Here is a 17,198-nt window from a genome sequence, read left to right on the forward strand (position 1 = left end):
GCAGTGTCCTACTGTGCGGTCACTGCTGGATTTAATCTTCGATCGTTTCGATCAAGGCATCGCGCAAGCGGGCCTGATTTTCACTGGCGGTAATGGCTTTATCGTCTGTATCGCTGATAATAAACCAGTCTTCCGCTTTCTCACCGACCGTTGTGATTCTGGCGTCATGCAATCTGATATGGCACGAGCGCAGCGCGAATCCGATCCGCGATAAAAGTCCGGGTGCGTCCTTGGTCGAAATATGCAGTTCGCTGCGGTGTTCATTGAGCTTTTCGATATGAATTTCCGTCGGCGTCTCGAAGCAGCGTATCCGGCGATTAAGGAAGTTGCTTTGAGCAACCGGTTCCATACCGTCGCCCAGCATATGCTTACGAATCGTATCGCAGATCAATGCAGTATCCTGTTCTTTGACGGCTTGATGCTCATCCCTGGTCAGGAAATACATTATGACCAGCGTCATGCCGTCATTGCTGCTGAAAATACGCGCTTCCATAATGTCCATTTTCAGACGGTCGAGTGCCGAGGTGATATTGGCAAACAGATAGTCTCTGTCCGGCATGTAGATCAGCAGCTCAGAGGCGCCACGCGGACTTTTGGCCCGAACCATGACATGGATCTGATTGCGGTCTGCAAGAAATAGTTGTTCGGTAATCCGGGATACGCTGTTCGGACTCTGCCGGCTGAAAAATTCGCTGTCGGCCATGCTGTCCCAGAAAGGCTGGTAGGCGGTGTAGTTGATTTCGCGTTGCGATAACTGTTCTTTGGCTTTTTCCTGAGTTTGCAGCGCTTTCATCGCCTTGTTTTTGGGCGCGTTTGAACTGAGTGCCAGCGCTTTCGATGTTTCGTTGTACAGTTCCAGGAAGAGTGAGTTTTTCCAGTCGTTCCAAACGTCGTTTGAGGTTGCGCAGACATCAGCTACCGTCAATAGATATAAGTGGTTAAGGTGCTCCTGATCGCCCATTAAGGAGGCGAACTCATTAATGGTTTTCGGGTCGCTGAGGTCTTTGCGTTGTGCGACATGCGAAAACTCCAGATGGTAGCGAACCAGCCAGCTGATCATTTTCTGATCTTTGACGGGAAGGTTATGCTCGCGGGTAAAGACGGCGGCATCTTCAGCTCCGACAATTTCGTGTTCGCCTTTTCGTCCTTTGGCAATGTCGTGAAACAGTCCGGCCAGAAATAAAACTTCTGGACGACAGATCTGTTTGGCAATCTGGTGTGCTGTCGGAAACTCGTAGGCGTAATCATCGACGAAAAAACGGCGCAGATTACGGATGACTAGAATGGTGTGGTCGTCAACTGTATAGGCGTGAAAGATATTGAACTGCATCAGCCCGCTGATTTTCTTGAAAACCGGCAGATAGCTGTCCAAAATGCCGTAGCTGTGCATACGTTTGATGGATGCGTAAACCCCTTTGGGTTGCCGGAATATCTCGATAAACAGAGCTTTGTTAATCGGGTCGGCACGGAATTGTTCGTTGATATAGTGCAAATGGTCGCGGATCGAGCGTATCGCTGTCGAGCGCAGGCCATTGATATGCGGAAGATTGGCCAGAGCGACAAACATCTCGAAAATCGCCGTCGGGTTGACTGAAAAAACATCTTCAGAAGTGATGTCCAGATAGTCGTTACGAATACAGAAACGGTTGTTGATCGGAATTACGGTGGCTTCATCTGGCTCAAACAGTTCTTCACGGAAGTGCTGCAACAGAATTTCATTCAGTTTAACCACGCTTTGCACATTGCGGTAATAGCTGCTCATGAACTGCTCAACCGCCATTTTTTCCGGATTGTCCTGGTAACCGAATTCGCTCGCTATCTGCTGTTGAAAGTCGAACTGCAAACGCTCTTCACGGCGGCGCTTCAGGTGTTGCAGCGCGAAGCGGATACGGTTCAGATATTTATTTGCCGCTTCGATTTCGACATACTCTTCGGTAGTCAGAAAGTTGCGCTGGACTAGCTCGTTGAAGGATTTAACGCGGAAATAGCGTTTGGCGACCCAGTTGATCATGTGAATATCACGCAGGCCGCCGGGACTTTCCTTAATGTTCGGTTCCAGTTGATAGGTCGTATCCTGAAAACGGTGATGGCGTTTTCGCTGTTCTTCAAGCTTGGCGCTGAAAAACTCTTTGATCGGCCAGAAATCATTTCTTGCCCAGAGACTGATTAGGCTCTGGAATGCCTGGTAATTCCCTGTGATCCAGCGCGCTTCCAGCAGATTGGTAGCGGTGGTGACGTCTTTTAAGCCTTCTTCATAACAGTCGTCGAGACTGCGGATAGAGTGGCCGACATCAAAGCCGAGATCCCATAAAAAAGTGATGAATTCCGATAGACTGCTTTGCAGTTTGTCAGAGTTTTCGGCAATAACCAGCAGATCGATGTCCGAATAGGGATGCAGTTCGCCACGCCCGTAACCGCCGACGGCGATCAGTGCAGCATCGGGATCTTGAACGAAGTTTGACCAGATTTTTTTAAGAATCTGATCGACAAAGCTGGCTCGCTCCTTCAAGAGTTCCGAAACCGGTGCGCCCGCTTCATACTGTTTAAACTGGTAATCGACAAAGCGCTGGATAACATTTCGCCCGGCCTTTATTTTATCCAGATTCGACATTTCCGGATCGAGAAGGGCGCTGATAAATTGAGGCAGGGAGGGGCGGTGTATATCGCTGAACATACAGGACCTACTGGTTTAAGCTAATTTACGGAGCCAAGGTAAGGTTTGTCTATCCGGCAGTAGCACAGCTGCTGCCGGAGGAGGACGGCATTACTCTGGTAGGAATGGTGTCTCGCCCTGGCGCATGGTGAAAATTTCATAACCGTCTTCGGTTACGGCCAGAGTATGTTCCCATTGTGCGGAGAGTTTACGGTCCTTGGTAACGACCGTCCAGTTATCCGGTAACAGTTTGACGGCGGCTTTGCCGAGGTTGATCATCGGTTCGACGGTGAAAACCATGCCCGGTTTCAGTACGATGTCTTTAAGTTCTTCGGATGCGTAGTGCAAGACCTGAGGCTCTTCGTGGAATTCGGCACCGATACCGTGACCACAGTATTCGCGTACCACTGAATAGTTATTGGCTTCGGCATGTGTCTGGATCGCCTTGGCAACATCATACAAAGTGGCATTCGGTTTGATCTGCTCAATGCCAAGCCACAGACATTCACGGGCAACCTGACACAGGCGGTGGGCAAAAGGTTTTACCTCGCCGATTTCGAACATCATGCTGGTGTCGCCGTGATAGCCGTCCTTGATGACCGTGACATCGATATTGACGATGTCGCCTTTTTTCAGCTTTTTAGTAAAGTCCGGGATTCCATGACAGACAACCTGATTGATCGAGATGCAGCTTGAAGCTGGAAAACCGTGATAGTTCAAGGTGGCAGGTACCACTTCCAATTCATTAGTCATGTAATCATGCATGATCTGGTTCAGTTCACCTGTTGAAATCCCCGGTTTCATGTGCGGGGCAATCATATCCAGAACATTAGCGGCCAATTGACCAGCAACGCGTAATTTTTCAATCTCTTCAGGGGTTTTAATTTTAATGGTCATGAAATCTCGTTTTTGTTAAGTTCGGTTAGCTTTTTGTTCAGAAAATATTGAGAAAAACGGTTGGTTATGGTATAAATGCCGCGCCTCTCAGATGAGAGAAATTTTAACAGAAAATCCGCACGTTTACCGATACATAAAACGGGGTGCTGACTAAATCCTGTGCCAAGGCTTTTTTCAGTTCGTTTTTATGGGTATACGGAGGCCTAACCCACTATATTGGAGAAAAATCATGGCAAAAGTTACCATGCGTCAAATGCTGGAAGCCGGTGTTCACTTCGGTCACCAAACTCGTTACTGGAATCCTAAGATGTCTGAGTACATCTTCGGTGAGCGCAACAAAATTCATATCGTTAACCTTGAGAAAACTCTTCCAATGTTCAACGACGCCCTAAATTACATGGGTAGCATTGCAGCTAACAAAGGAAACGTTCTATTTGTTGGTACTAAACGCGCTGCGAGTGAATTGGTTGCTCAGGAAGCACAACGTTGCGGCATGCCTTATGTCGATCACCGTTGGTTGGGTGGTATGTTGACTAACTTCAAAACCATCAAGCAGTCTATCAAGCGTCTAAAAGAGCTTGAAGCAATGGAACAGGACGGTACTTTCGAAAAGATCACTAAGAAAGAAGCGCTGATGATGACTCGTCAGAAGCAGAAGCTTGAGCTTTCTCTTGGTGGTATTAAAGATATGCGTGCCATGCCTGATGCGATCTTCGTTATCGATACCGGTAATGAAAAAATCGCTCTGCAGGAAGCTAAAACACTAGGTATTCCGGTTATCGGTGTTGTTGATACCAACAACGATCCGCGTAATGTTGACTATGTTATCCCTGGTAACGATGATGCAATCCGTGCGATCAGCCTATACCTAAGCGCAGCTGCTGATGCGATCAATGAAGCGAAAGCTTCGATCACTACAGCGGTCGAAGGCGATGATTTTGTTGAAGCTGAAGAAAAAGCAGCTGAATAATCTCTGAGCTCTATCACCGGTTTGCCAAAAGTGGGCCGGTGATTTTCCCTCCCAGTTTCTTAACCCTTATAAAAACTCAAGGAATCAAACATGGCAATTACTGCTGCAATGGTAAAAGAACTGCGTGAAATCACTAGCGCAGGTATGATGGATTGTAAAAAAGCGCTGGCAGAAACTGACGGCGACATGGATGCGGCGATCGAATTCCTGCGTAAAAAAGGTATGGCGGGTGCTGATAAGAAAGCCGGTCGTCTTGCTGCAGAAGGTGTAATCGCAATCGCTATCGCTGATGACAAGAAAACTGCGGCAATCGCTGAAGTTAACTGTGAAACTGACTTTGTTGCTAAAGGTGACGAGTTCAAAACTTTCGCAGATGAAATCGCAGCTATCGCTCTGGCGAATAAAACTACGGATATCGATGCTATCATGGGTCAGACTATGGCTAGCGGTAAAACCGTTGATGAAACCCGTCGTGAGCTGATCGCTAAGATCGGTGAAAACATGGGCTTGCGTCGTGTTGAAATCATTGAAACCAATGGTGAAATCGGTCAGTACCAGCACGGTGAGAAGATCGGTGTTGTTGTTGCTATGGACGGTGGTGATGAAACGCTTATCCGTGACGTTGCTATGCACGTTGCTGCTGCTAAGCCACAAGCGGTTTCTGCTGACGATCTAGACGCAGCTGTTATCGAGAAAGAACGTGCGTTCCAAATCGAACAGGCTCAGTCTTCCGGTAAGCCAATGGAAATTATCGAGAAGATGATCGAAGGGCGTATGCGTAAATTCGTCGGTGAGATCACTCTACTAGGTCAGTCTTTCGTTAAAGATCCTGATCAGACTGTTGAGAAGCTTTTGAAAGCGAACTCTGCAATGGTTACTACATTCGTTCGCCTTGAAGTAGGTGAAGGTATCGAAAAACAAGAAACCAACTTTGCAGACGAAGTTGCTGAAGCGGCGAAAGCAGCTCAAGGTTCTTAATCGTCCTTGTTGAGAAAAACCATGGGGATCAGTGTTTCTGACCCTGTGGTTTTTTTGTATTAATTTTAAGAGTAATTTGTAAATAGCTTTAATTATCAGGTATTTACAAATTGTTTTTAACCCTTTTCTTAGGATGAGTTATGGCTCTTAAATATAAGCGCATATTGTTGAAGTTTAGCGGTGAAGCCCTGATGGGCGATGGCGAGTTTGGGCTTTGTGCACAAACCTTGCGCAAGGTTGTCAAACAGGTCAAAGATTTACGTGACCTGGGTGTCGAGGTCGGGATTGTTGTCGGCGGCGGTAATATTTTCCGCGGTGCACAGATTCAGGGTTCGGGCATTCAGCGTACCACCGGTGATCACATGGGGATGATGGCGACGGTTATCAATGCCTTGGCCCTGCGTGATGTTATCGAATCGATGGATATCAAGGCTCAGGTGCTTTCGGCCATGTCGATCGAAGGTATTTCAACCGGCTTTAATGCGAATCTGGTTAAAAAACAGTTAAGTAATGGCGAAGTGGTCATTTTTGCAGCAGGGACAGGCTCGCCTTTCTTTACCACCGATACGGCTGCAGCGCTCCGTGGTGTGGAAATCGATGCGGATATCGTTTTGAAGGCGACCAAAGTTGACGGGATTTACACTGCAGATCCGAATAAAGATCCAACTGCAGAGCGCTACACCGCTTTGACTTACGATGAAGTCATTCAGAGAAATTTACAGGTTATGGATATGACGGCGTTTGTGCTGTGCCGTGATCATAAGATGCCGATTCGAGTTTTTGATATGTTTAAGGATCAGGCGGTTATTCGAATTGTTCAAGGTGAGGATGAAGGCACCTTGGTGAGCTCAGGAGAATAAAAATGTTAAATGAAATTCAAAAAGACGCTAAGGAAAGAATGCAGAAGTCTTTCGAAAACCTGGAAACGAATTTCGCCAAAATTCGTACCGGGCGCGCACACCCGTCTATTTTAGACAGTATTATGGTCGAGTATTACGGTTCCGATGTTCCGTTGAGCCAGGTTGCCAATATTAATGTTGAAGATGCGCGTACTCTTACGGTTCAACCGTGGGAGCAGCCAATGGTTGCCAAGGTCGAAAAAGCGATTATGACTTCTGATCTTGGGGTAAATCCGGCAACGACCGGTAACCTGATTCGCATCCCGTTGCCGCCGCTGACCGAGGAGCGTCGTCGTGACCTGACTAAGGTTGCGCGTGCCGAAGCGGAGCAGGCGCGTGTCGCTATCCGTAATGTACGTCGTGATGCCAATAACGATGTTAAGAACTTGCTGAAAGATAAAGAGATTACTGAGGATGAGGCGCGACGCGCCGAAGATCAGATTCAAAAAATTACTGACGATGTGGTCAAGAAAGTCGACGACCTTCTTGCCGATAAAGAAACATCGTTAATGGATCTGTAATCGTTTCTGCGATTCCCGACATTCTCTACTCGGTAAAGCCGTTCGCTATTTGGGCCGGAATAGGGCATAATTAGCGAATTTGGTAGAATATGAAAAAGCCAAAAATCGAATAGGTTTTTGGCTTTTTTATTGGTTTTTTATTTCTAAATTGATGCAGGGTGTGACATTGCCTGACAAATTGACTGAAACTCATGTTCCTCAGCATATCGCGATTATTATGGACGGTAATGGACGCTGGGCTAAAAAACGGCTCCTTCCGCGTTTTATCGGGCACCAGAAGGGCTTGAAAGCCGTTAAGCGGACCATTACCCATTGTGCCAAGCGTGGCGTCAAAGCTTTAACACTGTTTGCCTTCAGTACGGAAAACTGGCGACGTCCGAAAGACGAGGTCAATAAGCTTATGTCGATGTTTCTAACCGCTTTGCAGAAAGAGGTTAAAAAACTGGACGATAATAACGTGCAGCTACGGATTATCGGTGATCGCTCAGGCTTTAGTCAGGAAATTCAACAGCATATCGAAAAGGCGGAGGCCTTGACTCGCGATAACGATGGCTTGGTGCTGAATATTGCCGCCAATTACGGCGGTCAATGGGATATTGTCGAGGCGGTCAAAGCCTGGCAGGCAGCGAATCCCGATAAATCGCTTCAGGAGCTGACGGTCGATGAGCTAGGGCAGTACATCGCCAATGCAGACCTGCCTTTGCCTGACCTGTTGATTCGTACCGGCGGCGAGCAGCGAATCAGTAATTTCCTGATTTGGCAGATGGCTTATTCGGAGTTGTATTTTACCGATGCCCTGTGGCCCGACTTCGGTTCGGAAGAGCTGGATAAAGCGATCGATTCCTTTAGCAGTCGCGAACGCCGCTTCGGACGAACCAGTGAGCAGGTGCAGCAATGTTGATTCCTCGGATACTCACTGCGCTGGTTCTGGTTTTTATTGTTGTCGGCGGCGTCTTTTATGCCTCGGATAGCGTTTGGTACTCAGGGGTGTTTGTTCTCGCTGCACTTGCTTTATGGGAGTGGGCGAAGCTTTCCGAATGCCGTTCAATACTGCCAAAACTGCTGTTTGTAGCGGTTTCTATCGTTCTGATTTACCTCCTGTATCCGTTAATTGACGGTTCTGCTTATCTGCCGGTGACAATTCTCGTCTTGCTATCGGTTTTTTCTGTTGTTGCTCGCTATCAGCGGACCCAGGGACGTGTTGGACTGAATTCAAAGCCTTTAATGTTGTTGTTGAGTTTTGCGCTGACACTGATATTTATTACGGCTTTGCTTGCTCTGCACGCTAGCGTGGCGCCAGAGATATTGTTACTCAGTATGGCGATAGTGTGGGCAATGGATACCGGTGCCTATTTCAGCGGTCGGGCTTTCGGAAAGCGTAAACTGGCTAGTTACGTCAGTCCGGGCAAAAGTTGGGAAGGTGTCTGGGGCGGTGCATTGAGCGCCTTTATCCTCTCTTATGTCGTGCTTTCGAATGTTTTGTCTGGGATGACGCTTTTGGAACAGATATGGGTTTCACTGGCGCTGACTTTGATTGCTTTGCTGTCCGTATTTGGTGACCTGTTTGAAAGTGTTCTTAAACGTCAGGCTGATATAAAGGACAGCGGTTCGATTCTTCCCGGGCATGGAGGTATCCTGGATCGGATTGATAGCCTGCTGGTCGCGATACCTTTGACTTACCTGCTCTGGTCCGTATATACGGTTTGATTGAATTGATTTAAAGGACAGCTTTGTGGACTTTTTATGGTCTTTAGTCGGCTTTCTCATTGTTATCGGCATTCTGGTTACATTGCACGAATGGGGGCATTTCCAGGTGGCGCGCTGGTTCAATATCAAGGTTGTCGAGTTTTCAATCGGTTTCGGCAAGGCGCTTTACCAGAAGCAAAAAGGCGAGACAAACTATAAGATTGCGATGATCCCTTTGGGCGGTTTTGTGCGCTTTACCGATGAGCGCGAAGGGCCGGTTGCCGATGAGGATTTATCAAGGGCATTTAACCGTCAAAGCGTTTATAAACGCTTTGCTGTGGTTGCGGCCGGTCCTTTGATTAATATTCTTTTTGCATGGTTGATTTTTATTGTGATCTATCTGTTAGGAATCAATACATTAAAGCCGACTATTGAAATGATTCCCGAAGGTACGCCGCTTTCTCAGGTGCTTAGCATGCAGCAATTGCAGTCGCATGGACAGAAAGATGGCCTGTGGGAGGTCGTTGCGGTTAACGGGAAAACGGTTAACGCCTGGAATGAAGTTAATCAGCAGTTGATGTTGGCTATGATCGACAAACGATCCAATGTCGATTTGCAGTTGCAGGAAATGTATAGCGGGCAAACCGTACAGGTTCCGGGTCTGGATATTCGTTCACTGGATCTGAATGCAGCCGATACAGACTGGCTGACCGTTCTCGGTTTTGTCCCTGCGCCTCCGCGGATTCCTGCCGTCATTGATCGAGTTCTGCCGGAAGGGCCGGCGGCAAACTCCGGCCTTCAGCCGGGTGATAGAATTACGGCGATCGATCGTTCTCCGGTCGAGAACTGGGGCGAATTCGTTAAAATCGTTCAGGATAAACCGGATGAAACGGTGAATGTTAGCTATTTGCGTGATCGCGTTGAGTATCAGGTTGCGATTCATCTTGGTAGTGTATTGAAAGAGGAGCGCCGGGTTGGTCAGGTAGGTCTTGGCGTGCGTTTTGACCGCCATGCGATGGCGCCTTTCAGTAACCAGATCAGTTATGATTTGAGCGGAGCGATTGAAAAAGGCTGGCAGCGCATGCAGGACCTGACCTATATGAGTCTGCAAATGCTTAAAAAGATGCTGTTCGGCGAAGTCAGTCTGCAGCATTTATCCGGCCCGATCAGCATCGCTCAGATGTCCGGTCAGGCCGTGCAGAGCGGTTTGATTAGTTTCCTGGGCTTGCTGGGACTTCTCAGCCTGAGCATCGGTATCCTAAATTTACTGCCAATACCTGTTTTAGACGGCGGTCATTTGCTATATTACCTCGTCGAAATGATAAAAGGCTCCCCGGTGAGCGACAGATTTATGCAATATGGTCAGACGGTCGGGTTATTCCTGATTCTCAGTCTCACGCTGCTTGCTATATTTAATGACATTTTAAGAATATCCAATGGTTAAGATGAATCCTGTAAACTTTAGAAAAACCACCCTTGTTGCCGCTCTCTCGGCGAGTTTGCTAGCACCTGCAATTGCCAACGCCTTTGTGGTTGAGAAAATTGTCGTTGAAGGGGCGAACCGTATCGGTTACGAAACCATCAACAGTTATCTGCCGATCAGCAAGGGACAGTTTCTTGATTCTGCCTTGACCCAACAGACCATTGAGCGTCTGTACAAAACGGGCTTCTTCGACAATGTGTCCATCTATCAACGCGGACAGGGCGAGATGGTGATCAAGGTTGAAGAGCGTCCGTCGATTGCCGAAGTCAAAATCGAAGGGAATAAGCTGATCGAAACCGACATCCTTCAAGATGCCTTGCAGAGTCTTGGCGTCAAACAGGGTCGAATCTATAACCAGCTTGATCTTGACCGGATTATCATCGACCTGAAACGACGTTATCAGAACCAGGGTTATTACGCCGCTTCGGTCGAAATCGAAAGCAAAGAATTACCGCGTAACCGTGTTGATCTGAAAATTAAAATCATTGAGGGTGAGCCGGCAAGTATGGGGCGCATTACTCTGGTCGGTAATGAAGTCTATTCGGACCGTCGCCTCAAAGGGCAGATGTCCTTAGGCGAGGGCGGGATTCTTGGTACCGGTGATTCTTATTCCAAGCCTAAGCTTGAAGCCGATCTTGAAAAAATCCGTTCTTTCTATCTGGATCGCGGTTACGCGCAGTTTAATATCGTTTCATCTCAGGTCTCGCTGTCGGTCGATAAAACACGCGTCTTCACAACGATTAATATGCAGGAAGGCGACCGCTTTACTTTGAGTGAAGTGAAGTTTACCGGCGAAACCATTCTGACTCTCGACGAGATTGATCAGCTGGTCGATGTCCGAGCGGGAGATGTATTTTCGCGCAGCAAGATTATCAACGCCGTCAACACCATCCGCGAACGTCTCAGTGAAGAAGGTTATGCTTTTGCCGAAGTGACGCCGGATACAGTAATAAATCCGCAAGATAAAACCATGTCGGTCACCTTTAAAGTCGAGCCGAAAAACCGCGTCTATATTCGCTATATCGACTTTGAAGGCAATACCCGTACTCGTGACCATGTTATTCGTCGTGAACTGCGTCAGTTGGAAAGTGCGCCTTACTCGCTTAAAGCAGTGCGCCAGTCGCAATCGCGACTTGATCGTCTGGGCTTTTTCAAAAGCAGTAAGATCGAAACCAAACGCGTTTCTGACGACCAGGTTGACCTGATTGTCAAAATCGAAGAGCAGCCAACCGGGTCTTTTACCGCCGGTATCGGCTACTCTCAGCTTGACGGAGCAAGTTTCAATATCGGGCTTTCCGAACGTAACTTTATCGGTAGCGGTAATAAGCTGGATCTGCAGGTTGCAACCAGTGCGGCCAGAAAAACGGCTGATATCGGCGTAACCGACCCATACTTCACCGAAGATGGTGTCAGCCTTGGGATGGGAGTCTACTACCGTGAAATCGATGCCGAAGAGCTGGATGTCGCGGACTACACGACCAACAACTATGGTGTGAAAGCCAGCATCGGTTATCCGTTGAACGAAGACGATTCGATTCGCTTCGGTCTGAAGTTGGATTCTCAGGAGCTGGTCTGTAACTCTGATTTTACCTACTGTCACGATTACATCGATCAGTATGGCTCGGACACTAATTCTGTTCAGGCGAGCTTGAGCTGGGTGCGTAATACCACCAACAGTTTCTACTTCCCGAGTAAAGGGCGCAAAGCTTCGGTATCTCTGGAAGCGGTCGTCCCGGGAACTTCCGATGCGCCATTCTATAAAGTGTTTGCCGAAGAGAACCTTTATCTTCCTATGACGGAAAATCTCTCATTGCACTTCAAAGGTGGCTTTGCCTACGGTGACGGTTACGGCGATATCGACACACTGCCTTTCTATGAAAACTTCTATGCCGGTGGTATCGGAACCGTGCGCGGTTTTGAACCGAACTCGCTCGGAAATCGTTTCGATTTGACTCAGGACGGAAGTGACCGTCCACGAGGCGGTAATACTCGCGTTCTGGGAACGATTGAGATTATTTCGCCTACGCCGTTTATCGAAGACTCCAGCAACCAGCGTATTTCCTGGTTCTTTGACGCCGGTTACGTCTTTGAAGATATCAATGACGTAGACACTACCGAACTGCGTTCGGCGGTCGGTATCGGTTACTCCTGGATTACTCCTGTAGGGCCTTTGACGTTCAGTTTGGCACAGCCGGTCAACTCCAAGTCTGATGATAAAACCCAGGCATTCCAATTTACGCTTGGGACAGCCTTCTAAAAACTGGCAAACTTAGGGGCATTCAGCTCCAAACAAAGCGTATTAGCGGAGTTTTACTGCTAAATTATCAGCAAGCCTGATGATAATTTAGGGTAAAATCTCCAAAACTATAGATAATAGGATGGATCGATGTTTAAACCTTATTTCCTGATTGTCGCTTTCTCTTTATTGGCAATGATTTCCCAAGCAAATGCCGCTGAAGATAAGCCGGTGAAATTGGGAGTTGTTAATGTCGCCCTGTTACTTGAGCAGGCGCCTCAAGCTGAATTGGCCACGGAAAAATTAAAGAAAGAGTTTTCCAAAGAGCAGCAGGAACTGAAAAACCTGGCGAAAAAGCTTGAAAGCGAACAGGCGGAGTACGAAAAAAACAAAAACGTCATGAGCAATGCGCAGCGTGCAACTAAAGAGCGCGAATTAACCATGATGACTCGTGAAATTCAGCGCCGTCGTAACGATATCCAGGAACTGATCAATCTGCGTCGCAACGAAGAACTGGCAAAAATCCAGAATCTGGTGAATGAAGCCATCAAGACCATCGGAGAAAAACAGGGCTTTGACCTGATTCTCTATGAAGGAATTGCCTATACCAATAGTCGCATCGATGTCACTAAGGACGTTTTACAGTATTTGAGAACGGAATCTCAAAAAAAACGTTCTGATTTCAACAAATAACAACAAGGCTGTTTTGTGCGCATAGACTCTTTACTTTCGGTACTGGACCGTAACCAAATCGACTATCAGTTTTCTGGAGATAAATCGGTAGAGATCAATAGAGTTGCCGGTCTGGATAATGCAAGCCAAGACAGCCTGAGTTTTCTCAATTCAAACAAATTTATCGACGCTTTGAATCAGACCCTTGCCGGGGTTGTGGTGCTTCGCAGCGAGTATCAGGCGCAATGCCCGACCAATTCGATTTCCGTAAATGATCCTTATTTTGTCTATTCTTTGCTCGCACAGGTTGTTTATCCGGATGCGGCGCCTTTTACCGGTGTGGCGGAAAGTGCTTCGGTCGCGCTGACGGCCGAGCTTGAAGAGCAGGTCTGCATCGAGGATCAGGTTGTCGTTAAGGAGAATGTCGCAATCGGCCGGCAAACCTGGGTTCAGTCGGGAGCAGTGATTCATCGTAATGTTAAGATCGGCGCAAATTGCAAGATCGGTTCCAATGTCGTCATTCATGAAAATTGCATTATCGGCGATCACACCCGCATAGAATCCGGGGCGATTATCGGTGGTGACGGTTTCGGCTGGGCGCCTAATCGCGGTCAATGGTCCAAAATTCCACAGGTCGGGCGCGTGCTAATCGGTAACCATGTTTCGATCGGCAACAACAGCTGCGTCGATCGCGGAGCAATCGAAGATACGGTTATCGAAGATCATTGTATAATCGATAATCTGGTGCATATCGCGCACAATGTCGTTATCGGTGAAGGCTCGGCCATCGCAGGACAGGTCGGTTTTGCCGGTACCACCAAAGTCGGTAAACATAATATTATCGCCGGGCAGGCGGGGTTTGCCGGACATCTGAGCACGGCCGATAACTGTCATTTTGCGGCCAAGTCAGGTATTACGCAGACCGTTAAAAACCCCGGTGCCTATTCAGGTTTTCCTGTTCAGGATACGGCAAAATGGCAGAAGCAGATCGTACGCCAGAGAAATCTGGACAAGATGGCGATGCAGATAAAAGAATTACAAAAACAACTTAAAGAACTACAAAATAATAATTAATAAAACTGGATACTCTTATGATGGAAGTAAAAGACATTTTTGATTATTTGCCGCATCGCTACCCGTTTTTGCTGGTTGACCGAGTAACCGAATTTACTCCGAATGAGAGTCTAAAAGGTTATAAAAATATCACTTTCAATGAGCCGCAATTCACCGGCCATTTTCCTAATAACCCGATTATGCCGGGTGTGATGATTATCGAAGCTATGGCGCAATGTACGGGCATCCTTGCTTTCCGCAGTCAAGGTGTCAAGCCTGACGGAACCTCTATGTACTATCTGGCTGCCGTCGATAATGCGCGTTTCCGTCAGCCTGCCGTTCCCGGCGACCGTCTGGATTTCGAAGTTAAGGCTTTGGGAAATAAACGTGGTATCTGGAAATTTGAATGTACAACCAAGGTTGACGGTAAAGTCATCGCTTCAGCCGATCTGATGTGTGCAGAAAGAAAGGTATAAGTTTTGATCCATCCGACAGCAATCATAGACCCGGACGCGAAAATCGCCGATGACGTTGAAATTGGTCCTTTCTGTGTCGTTGAAGGCGATGTTGAAATTGGTGCCGGCTGTAAATTGGAATCCCATGTTGTCATTTCCGGCCCGACACGGATAGGTCAAAATAATCATTTCTATCCGTTCGGTTCGATCGGTGCGGCGCCTCAGGATAAGAAATATGCCGGTGAAAAAACCGAACTGATTATCGGTGACAATAATACTTTCCGTGAGAACGTGACCTTGAATCGCGGTACGATCCAAGATCTTGGAAAGACTATTATCGGCAACGATAACTGGGTGATGGCGGGCGTTCATATTGCGCACGACTGTATTATCGGCGACCACACCATTATGGCCAATAATGTTGCACTTGCCGGGCACGTCGAAGTACAGGATTGGGCTATTCTCGGCGGTTATTCGCTGGTACACCAGTTCTGCCGGATCGGGCGGCATTCCTTCTGCGGCATGGGCAGTGTCATCAATCAGGATGTTCCGGACTTTATTGTCGTCTCCGGCAATATTGCCGAAGCCCGATCAGTTAATCTGGAAGGTTTGAAACGCCGTGATTACGATGCCGAGCAGAGATCGTTGGTCAAAAAAGCCTATAAGGTCATCTACCGTCGCGGTCTGTCGGTAAAAGAAGCGGTGCAAGAATTGCAGAAGCTTGAAGATTCGAAAAATACCCTGCAGCATCTTATTGAATTTCTTCAGAACTCCGAACGGGGCATTACACGCTAAGTCCGCTCTGAATTCTCCAGAATTGTTCTGCGTCGACTTATGATCGGAATATTACACTGATGTCTCACAACAGCAACGACTCGATTACCATTGCCCTGGTTGCCGGAGAAGCTTCCGGCGACACGCTCGGGGCAGACCTCCTTACCGAACTCAAATCTCGCTATCCTAACGCTCGTTTCGTCGGTATCGGCGGGCCGAAGATGATCGCATTGGGCATGGATTCCTGGTACCCGATGGAAACCTTGTCGGTTATGGGTTTTTTCGAGGTGCTGAAACGCCTGCCGCAGCTTCTCAAACTGCGCAAACAACTGATACAGCGTCTTATCCAGTTGAATCCGGACGTTTTTATCGGGATCGATGCGCCGGATTTCAATTTCACTGTTGAAAAAAAGCTCAAACAGCAGGGGATTAAAACCGTCCATTATGTCGGGCCCTCTGTGTGGGCCTGGCGGGAAAAGCGTTTGCAGAAAATTAAACGCGCCGTTGACGGTGTTCTGGTTTTATTCCCGTTTGAACCGCAATATTATCACCGCTATCAGATTCCGGTCGAATGTGTCGGTCATCCTCTAGCGCAGCAAGTGCCGGAAGTTCCAAGTAAAGTCAGTGCGCGCAGTCGTCTCGGGCTTGCCGAAGATAGCCAAGTGACCGCTATATTGCCCGGGTCGCGGATGAGCGAAATCAATCAGATGATCGATCCTTATCTGCAGTCAGCTTCGCAGTTGCTTGAATCCTATCCGAGAATGCGTTTTGTTATTCCAGTGATTCATGATCGAGCCCGCCGGAGAATCGAAGAGGCGCTCGATCAATGGCAGTTGAATAAGCAGGTTTTGTTGCTGCAGGGGCAGGCTCAGCTGGCTTTGGAAGCCTGCGATCAGGCTCTGGTTACTTCCGGGACGGCAACGCTCGAATGCGCATTAATGCGCCGTCCATTGGTTCTGGCGATCAAAGTGCATCCGCTTTCGTATTGGATAATGTCTCGTCTGGCAACGACGAAATGGATCGGATTGCCAAATATTCTCGCGCAGCAGGATATTGTTCCGGAACTGATTCAGGAACAGGCGACGGCGGAAAAAATCTCGGCAGCGCTGGCAAACTTGATTGAATCCGAAGCGATCCGGGAAAAGCAGCTGGGATGCTTTGAACAACAATATCAGCAACTTAAACAGCCTTCCGCACAGATTGCCGCAGACGCAATCGGGCGTTGGGCAGGAATAGGCAGCGAAGCACAATAATGAAAACCACACAACAGATCGATCTTTTTGCCGACGAATCGCCGGAGGCGTCACAGGTTATCGTCGGTGTCGATGAAGTTGGACGCGGTCCGTTGATTGGCGATGTGGTGGCGGCGGCAGTGATTCTGCCAGAAGATTGCATTTTGCCGCTCGCGGACTCCAAAAAATTGTCTGAGAAAAAGCGCGAACAGTTGTTTGAGCAGATCTGTGAACAGGCTGTTGCTTACAGTATTCAGGTTGCCTCTCCGGCAGAGATCGATGCGTTGAATATTCTGCAGGCGACCATGCTGGCCATGACGCGTGCCATCGAGTCGGTGGCGTCGCAATCCGGATTTGATCTGGTGCTGGTGGACGGGAATCGTTGCCCGGATATTAACTATCCATGTCAATCGGTTATCAAAGGGGACGCTAAGGTTAAAGCGATTTCCGCAGCATCGATTCTGGCCAAGGTTTATCGTGACCGGCAAATGCTCGAACTGGATCAACTATACCCTGAGTACGGGTTTGCCAAGCATAAAGGATACCCGACGGCAGAGCACATGAGCAGACTGCAAACCTTGCCCGTGCTTGAGCAATACCGCCGCTCTTTCAAACCGGTTCGACTGCTTCTTGAACGGAGCTAGTCGTTCAACCCTGTTGTTAAATTGGCCAATATCAATTGTTTTGAT

At 48.0% G+C, this 17,198-nt stretch carries 16 protein-coding genes; 14 read left to right on the plus strand and 2 right to left on the minus strand.

The window, feature by feature from the left end; all coding sequences use genetic code 11:
- Window positions 1-31: 31 nt before the first annotated feature.
- Both glnD and map read right to left on the minus strand, forming a co-directional pair.
- Window positions 32-2,674, minus strand: a complete 2,643-nt coding sequence (gene glnD / locus J3999_RS10725; protein ID WP_208127897.1) for a [protein-PII] uridylyltransferase — start codon at window positions 2,672-2,674, stop codon at window positions 32-34.
- 90 nt (window positions 2,675-2,764) lie between these two features.
- The gene (gene map, locus J3999_RS10730; RefSeq protein ID WP_208127898.1) at window positions 2,765-3,550 is read right to left on the minus strand and encodes a type I methionyl aminopeptidase; all 786 of its coding nucleotides are present in this window, start codon (window positions 3,548-3,550) and stop codon (window positions 2,765-2,767) included.
- Window positions 3,551-3,779: 229 nt separating this feature from the next.
- Between map and rpsB the strand changes: the two genes are divergently transcribed.
- The 14 genes from rpsB to rnhB all read left to right on the plus strand — a co-directional run bounded on the left by rpsB (window position 3,780) and on the right by rnhB (window position 17,153).
- Window positions 3,780-4,520 (plus strand): 30S ribosomal protein S2, encoded by a 741-nt coding sequence (gene rpsB / locus J3999_RS10735; RefSeq protein WP_173285138.1) that lies wholly within the window; start codon window positions 3,780-3,782, stop codon window positions 4,518-4,520.
- Between the two features lie 90 nt (window positions 4,521-4,610).
- Window positions 4,611-5,498: a translation elongation factor Ts gene (gene tsf, locus J3999_RS10740; RefSeq protein ID WP_208127899.1), complete on the plus strand. Its 888-nt coding sequence runs from the start codon at window positions 4,611-4,613 to the stop codon at window positions 5,496-5,498.
- 140 nt (window positions 5,499-5,638) lie between these two features.
- Window positions 5,639-6,358: a UMP kinase gene (gene pyrH, locus J3999_RS10745; protein ID WP_208127900.1), complete on the plus strand. Its 720-nt coding sequence runs from the start codon at window positions 5,639-5,641 to the stop codon at window positions 6,356-6,358.
- Between the two features lie 2 nt (window positions 6,359-6,360).
- A complete protein-coding gene (frr, locus tag J3999_RS10750) occupies window positions 6,361-6,918 on the plus strand; it encodes a ribosome recycling factor (protein ID WP_208127901.1) in 558 nt (185 codons plus the stop codon).
- A 151-nt stretch (window positions 6,919-7,069) separates the two neighbouring features.
- The gene (locus tag J3999_RS10755) at window positions 7,070-7,819 is read left to right on the plus strand and encodes an isoprenyl transferase (RefSeq protein WP_208127902.1); all 750 of its coding nucleotides are present in this window, start codon (window positions 7,070-7,072) and stop codon (window positions 7,817-7,819) included.
- The gene (locus tag J3999_RS10760; RefSeq protein WP_208127903.1) at window positions 7,813-8,625 is read left to right on the plus strand and encodes a phosphatidate cytidylyltransferase; all 813 of its coding nucleotides are present in this window, start codon (window positions 7,813-7,815) and stop codon (window positions 8,623-8,625) included. The genes J3999_RS10755 and J3999_RS10760 overlap by 7 nt, the downstream gene beginning before the upstream one ends.
- Window positions 8,626-8,650: 25 nt before the next feature.
- Window positions 8,651-10,048 carry an RIP metalloprotease RseP gene (gene rseP, locus J3999_RS10765; RefSeq protein WP_208127904.1) on the plus strand — a complete coding sequence of 466 codons (1,398 nt, stop codon included), beginning with the start codon at window positions 8,651-8,653 and terminating at the stop codon, window positions 10,046-10,048.
- A complete protein-coding gene (gene bamA / locus J3999_RS10770; protein WP_208127905.1) occupies window positions 10,041-12,344 on the plus strand; it encodes an outer membrane protein assembly factor BamA in 2,304 nt (767 codons plus the stop codon). The genes rseP and bamA overlap by 8 nt, the downstream gene beginning before the upstream one ends.
- A gap of 129 nt (window positions 12,345-12,473) precedes the next feature.
- Window positions 12,474-13,016, plus strand: a complete 543-nt coding sequence (locus J3999_RS10775; protein WP_208127906.1) for an OmpH family outer membrane protein — start codon at window positions 12,474-12,476, stop codon at window positions 13,014-13,016.
- Window positions 13,017-13,031: 15 nt separating this feature from the next.
- Entirely contained in the window at window positions 13,032-14,069 is a 1,038-nt protein-coding gene (gene lpxD, locus J3999_RS10780; RefSeq protein ID WP_208127907.1) for a UDP-3-O-(3-hydroxymyristoyl)glucosamine N-acyltransferase, read from the plus strand.
- A gap of 17 nt (window positions 14,070-14,086) precedes the next feature.
- Window positions 14,087-14,524 carry a 3-hydroxyacyl-ACP dehydratase FabZ gene (fabZ, locus tag J3999_RS10785; protein WP_173285128.1) on the plus strand — a complete coding sequence of 146 codons (438 nt, stop codon included), beginning with the start codon at window positions 14,087-14,089 and terminating at the stop codon, window positions 14,522-14,524.
- Between the two features lie 3 nt (window positions 14,525-14,527).
- Complete coding sequence (gene lpxA, locus J3999_RS10790; RefSeq protein WP_208127908.1) at window positions 14,528-15,298, plus strand: acyl-ACP--UDP-N-acetylglucosamine O-acyltransferase; 771 nt, start codon at window positions 14,528-14,530, stop codon at window positions 15,296-15,298.
- A gap of 59 nt (window positions 15,299-15,357) precedes the next feature.
- Complete coding sequence (gene lpxB / locus J3999_RS10795) at window positions 15,358-16,530, plus strand: lipid-A-disaccharide synthase (RefSeq protein ID WP_208127909.1); 1,173 nt, start codon at window positions 15,358-15,360, stop codon at window positions 16,528-16,530.
- Complete coding sequence (gene rnhB, locus J3999_RS10800) at window positions 16,530-17,153, plus strand: ribonuclease HII (protein ID WP_208127910.1); 624 nt, start codon at window positions 16,530-16,532, stop codon at window positions 17,151-17,153. The genes lpxB and rnhB overlap by 1 nt, the downstream gene beginning before the upstream one ends.
- Window positions 17,154-17,198: the final 45 nt, after the last annotated feature.

The sequence above is a fragment of the Thiomicrorhabdus sp. 6S3-12 genome, from assembly GCF_017571475.1.
Classification (GTDB): domain Bacteria; phylum Pseudomonadota; class Gammaproteobacteria; order Thiomicrospirales; family Thiomicrospiraceae; genus Thiomicrorhabdus.

Bases quoted from the DNA above. Each gene is read 5' to 3' on its own strand.
- bamA (WP_208127905.1), top strand. From the start codon at position 10,041: ATGGTTAAGATGAATCCTGTAAACTTTAGAAAAACCACCCTTGTTGCC.
- glnD (WP_208127897.1), bottom strand. From the start codon at position 2,674: ATGTTCAGCGATATACACCGCCCCTCCCTGCCTCAATTTATCAGCGCC.
- J3999_RS10775 (WP_208127906.1), top strand. From the start codon at position 12,474: ATGTTTAAACCTTATTTCCTGATTGTCGCTTTCTCTTTATTGGCAATG.
- rpsB (WP_173285138.1), top strand. From the start codon at position 3,780: ATGGCAAAAGTTACCATGCGTCAAATGCTGGAAGCCGGTGTTCACTTC.
- frr (WP_208127901.1), top strand. From the start codon at position 6,361: ATGTTAAATGAAATTCAAAAAGACGCTAAGGAAAGAATGCAGAAGTCT.
- fabZ (WP_173285128.1), top strand. From the start codon at position 14,087: ATGATGGAAGTAAAAGACATTTTTGATTATTTGCCGCATCGCTACCCG.
- tsf (WP_208127899.1), top strand. From the start codon at position 4,611: ATGGCAATTACTGCTGCAATGGTAAAAGAACTGCGTGAAATCACTAGC.
- map (WP_208127898.1), bottom strand. From the start codon at position 3,550: ATGACCATTAAAATTAAAACCCCTGAAGAGATTGAAAAATTACGCGTT.
- J3999_RS10760 (WP_208127903.1), top strand. From the start codon at position 7,813: ATGTTGATTCCTCGGATACTCACTGCGCTGGTTCTGGTTTTTATTGTT.
- lpxB (WP_208127909.1), top strand. From the start codon at position 15,358: ATGTCTCACAACAGCAACGACTCGATTACCATTGCCCTGGTTGCCGGA.
- J3999_RS10755 (WP_208127902.1), top strand. From the start codon at position 7,070: ATGCAGGGTGTGACATTGCCTGACAAATTGACTGAAACTCATGTTCCT.
- rnhB (WP_208127910.1), top strand. From the start codon at position 16,530: ATGAAAACCACACAACAGATCGATCTTTTTGCCGACGAATCGCCGGAG.
- pyrH (WP_208127900.1), top strand. From the start codon at position 5,639: ATGGCTCTTAAATATAAGCGCATATTGTTGAAGTTTAGCGGTGAAGCC.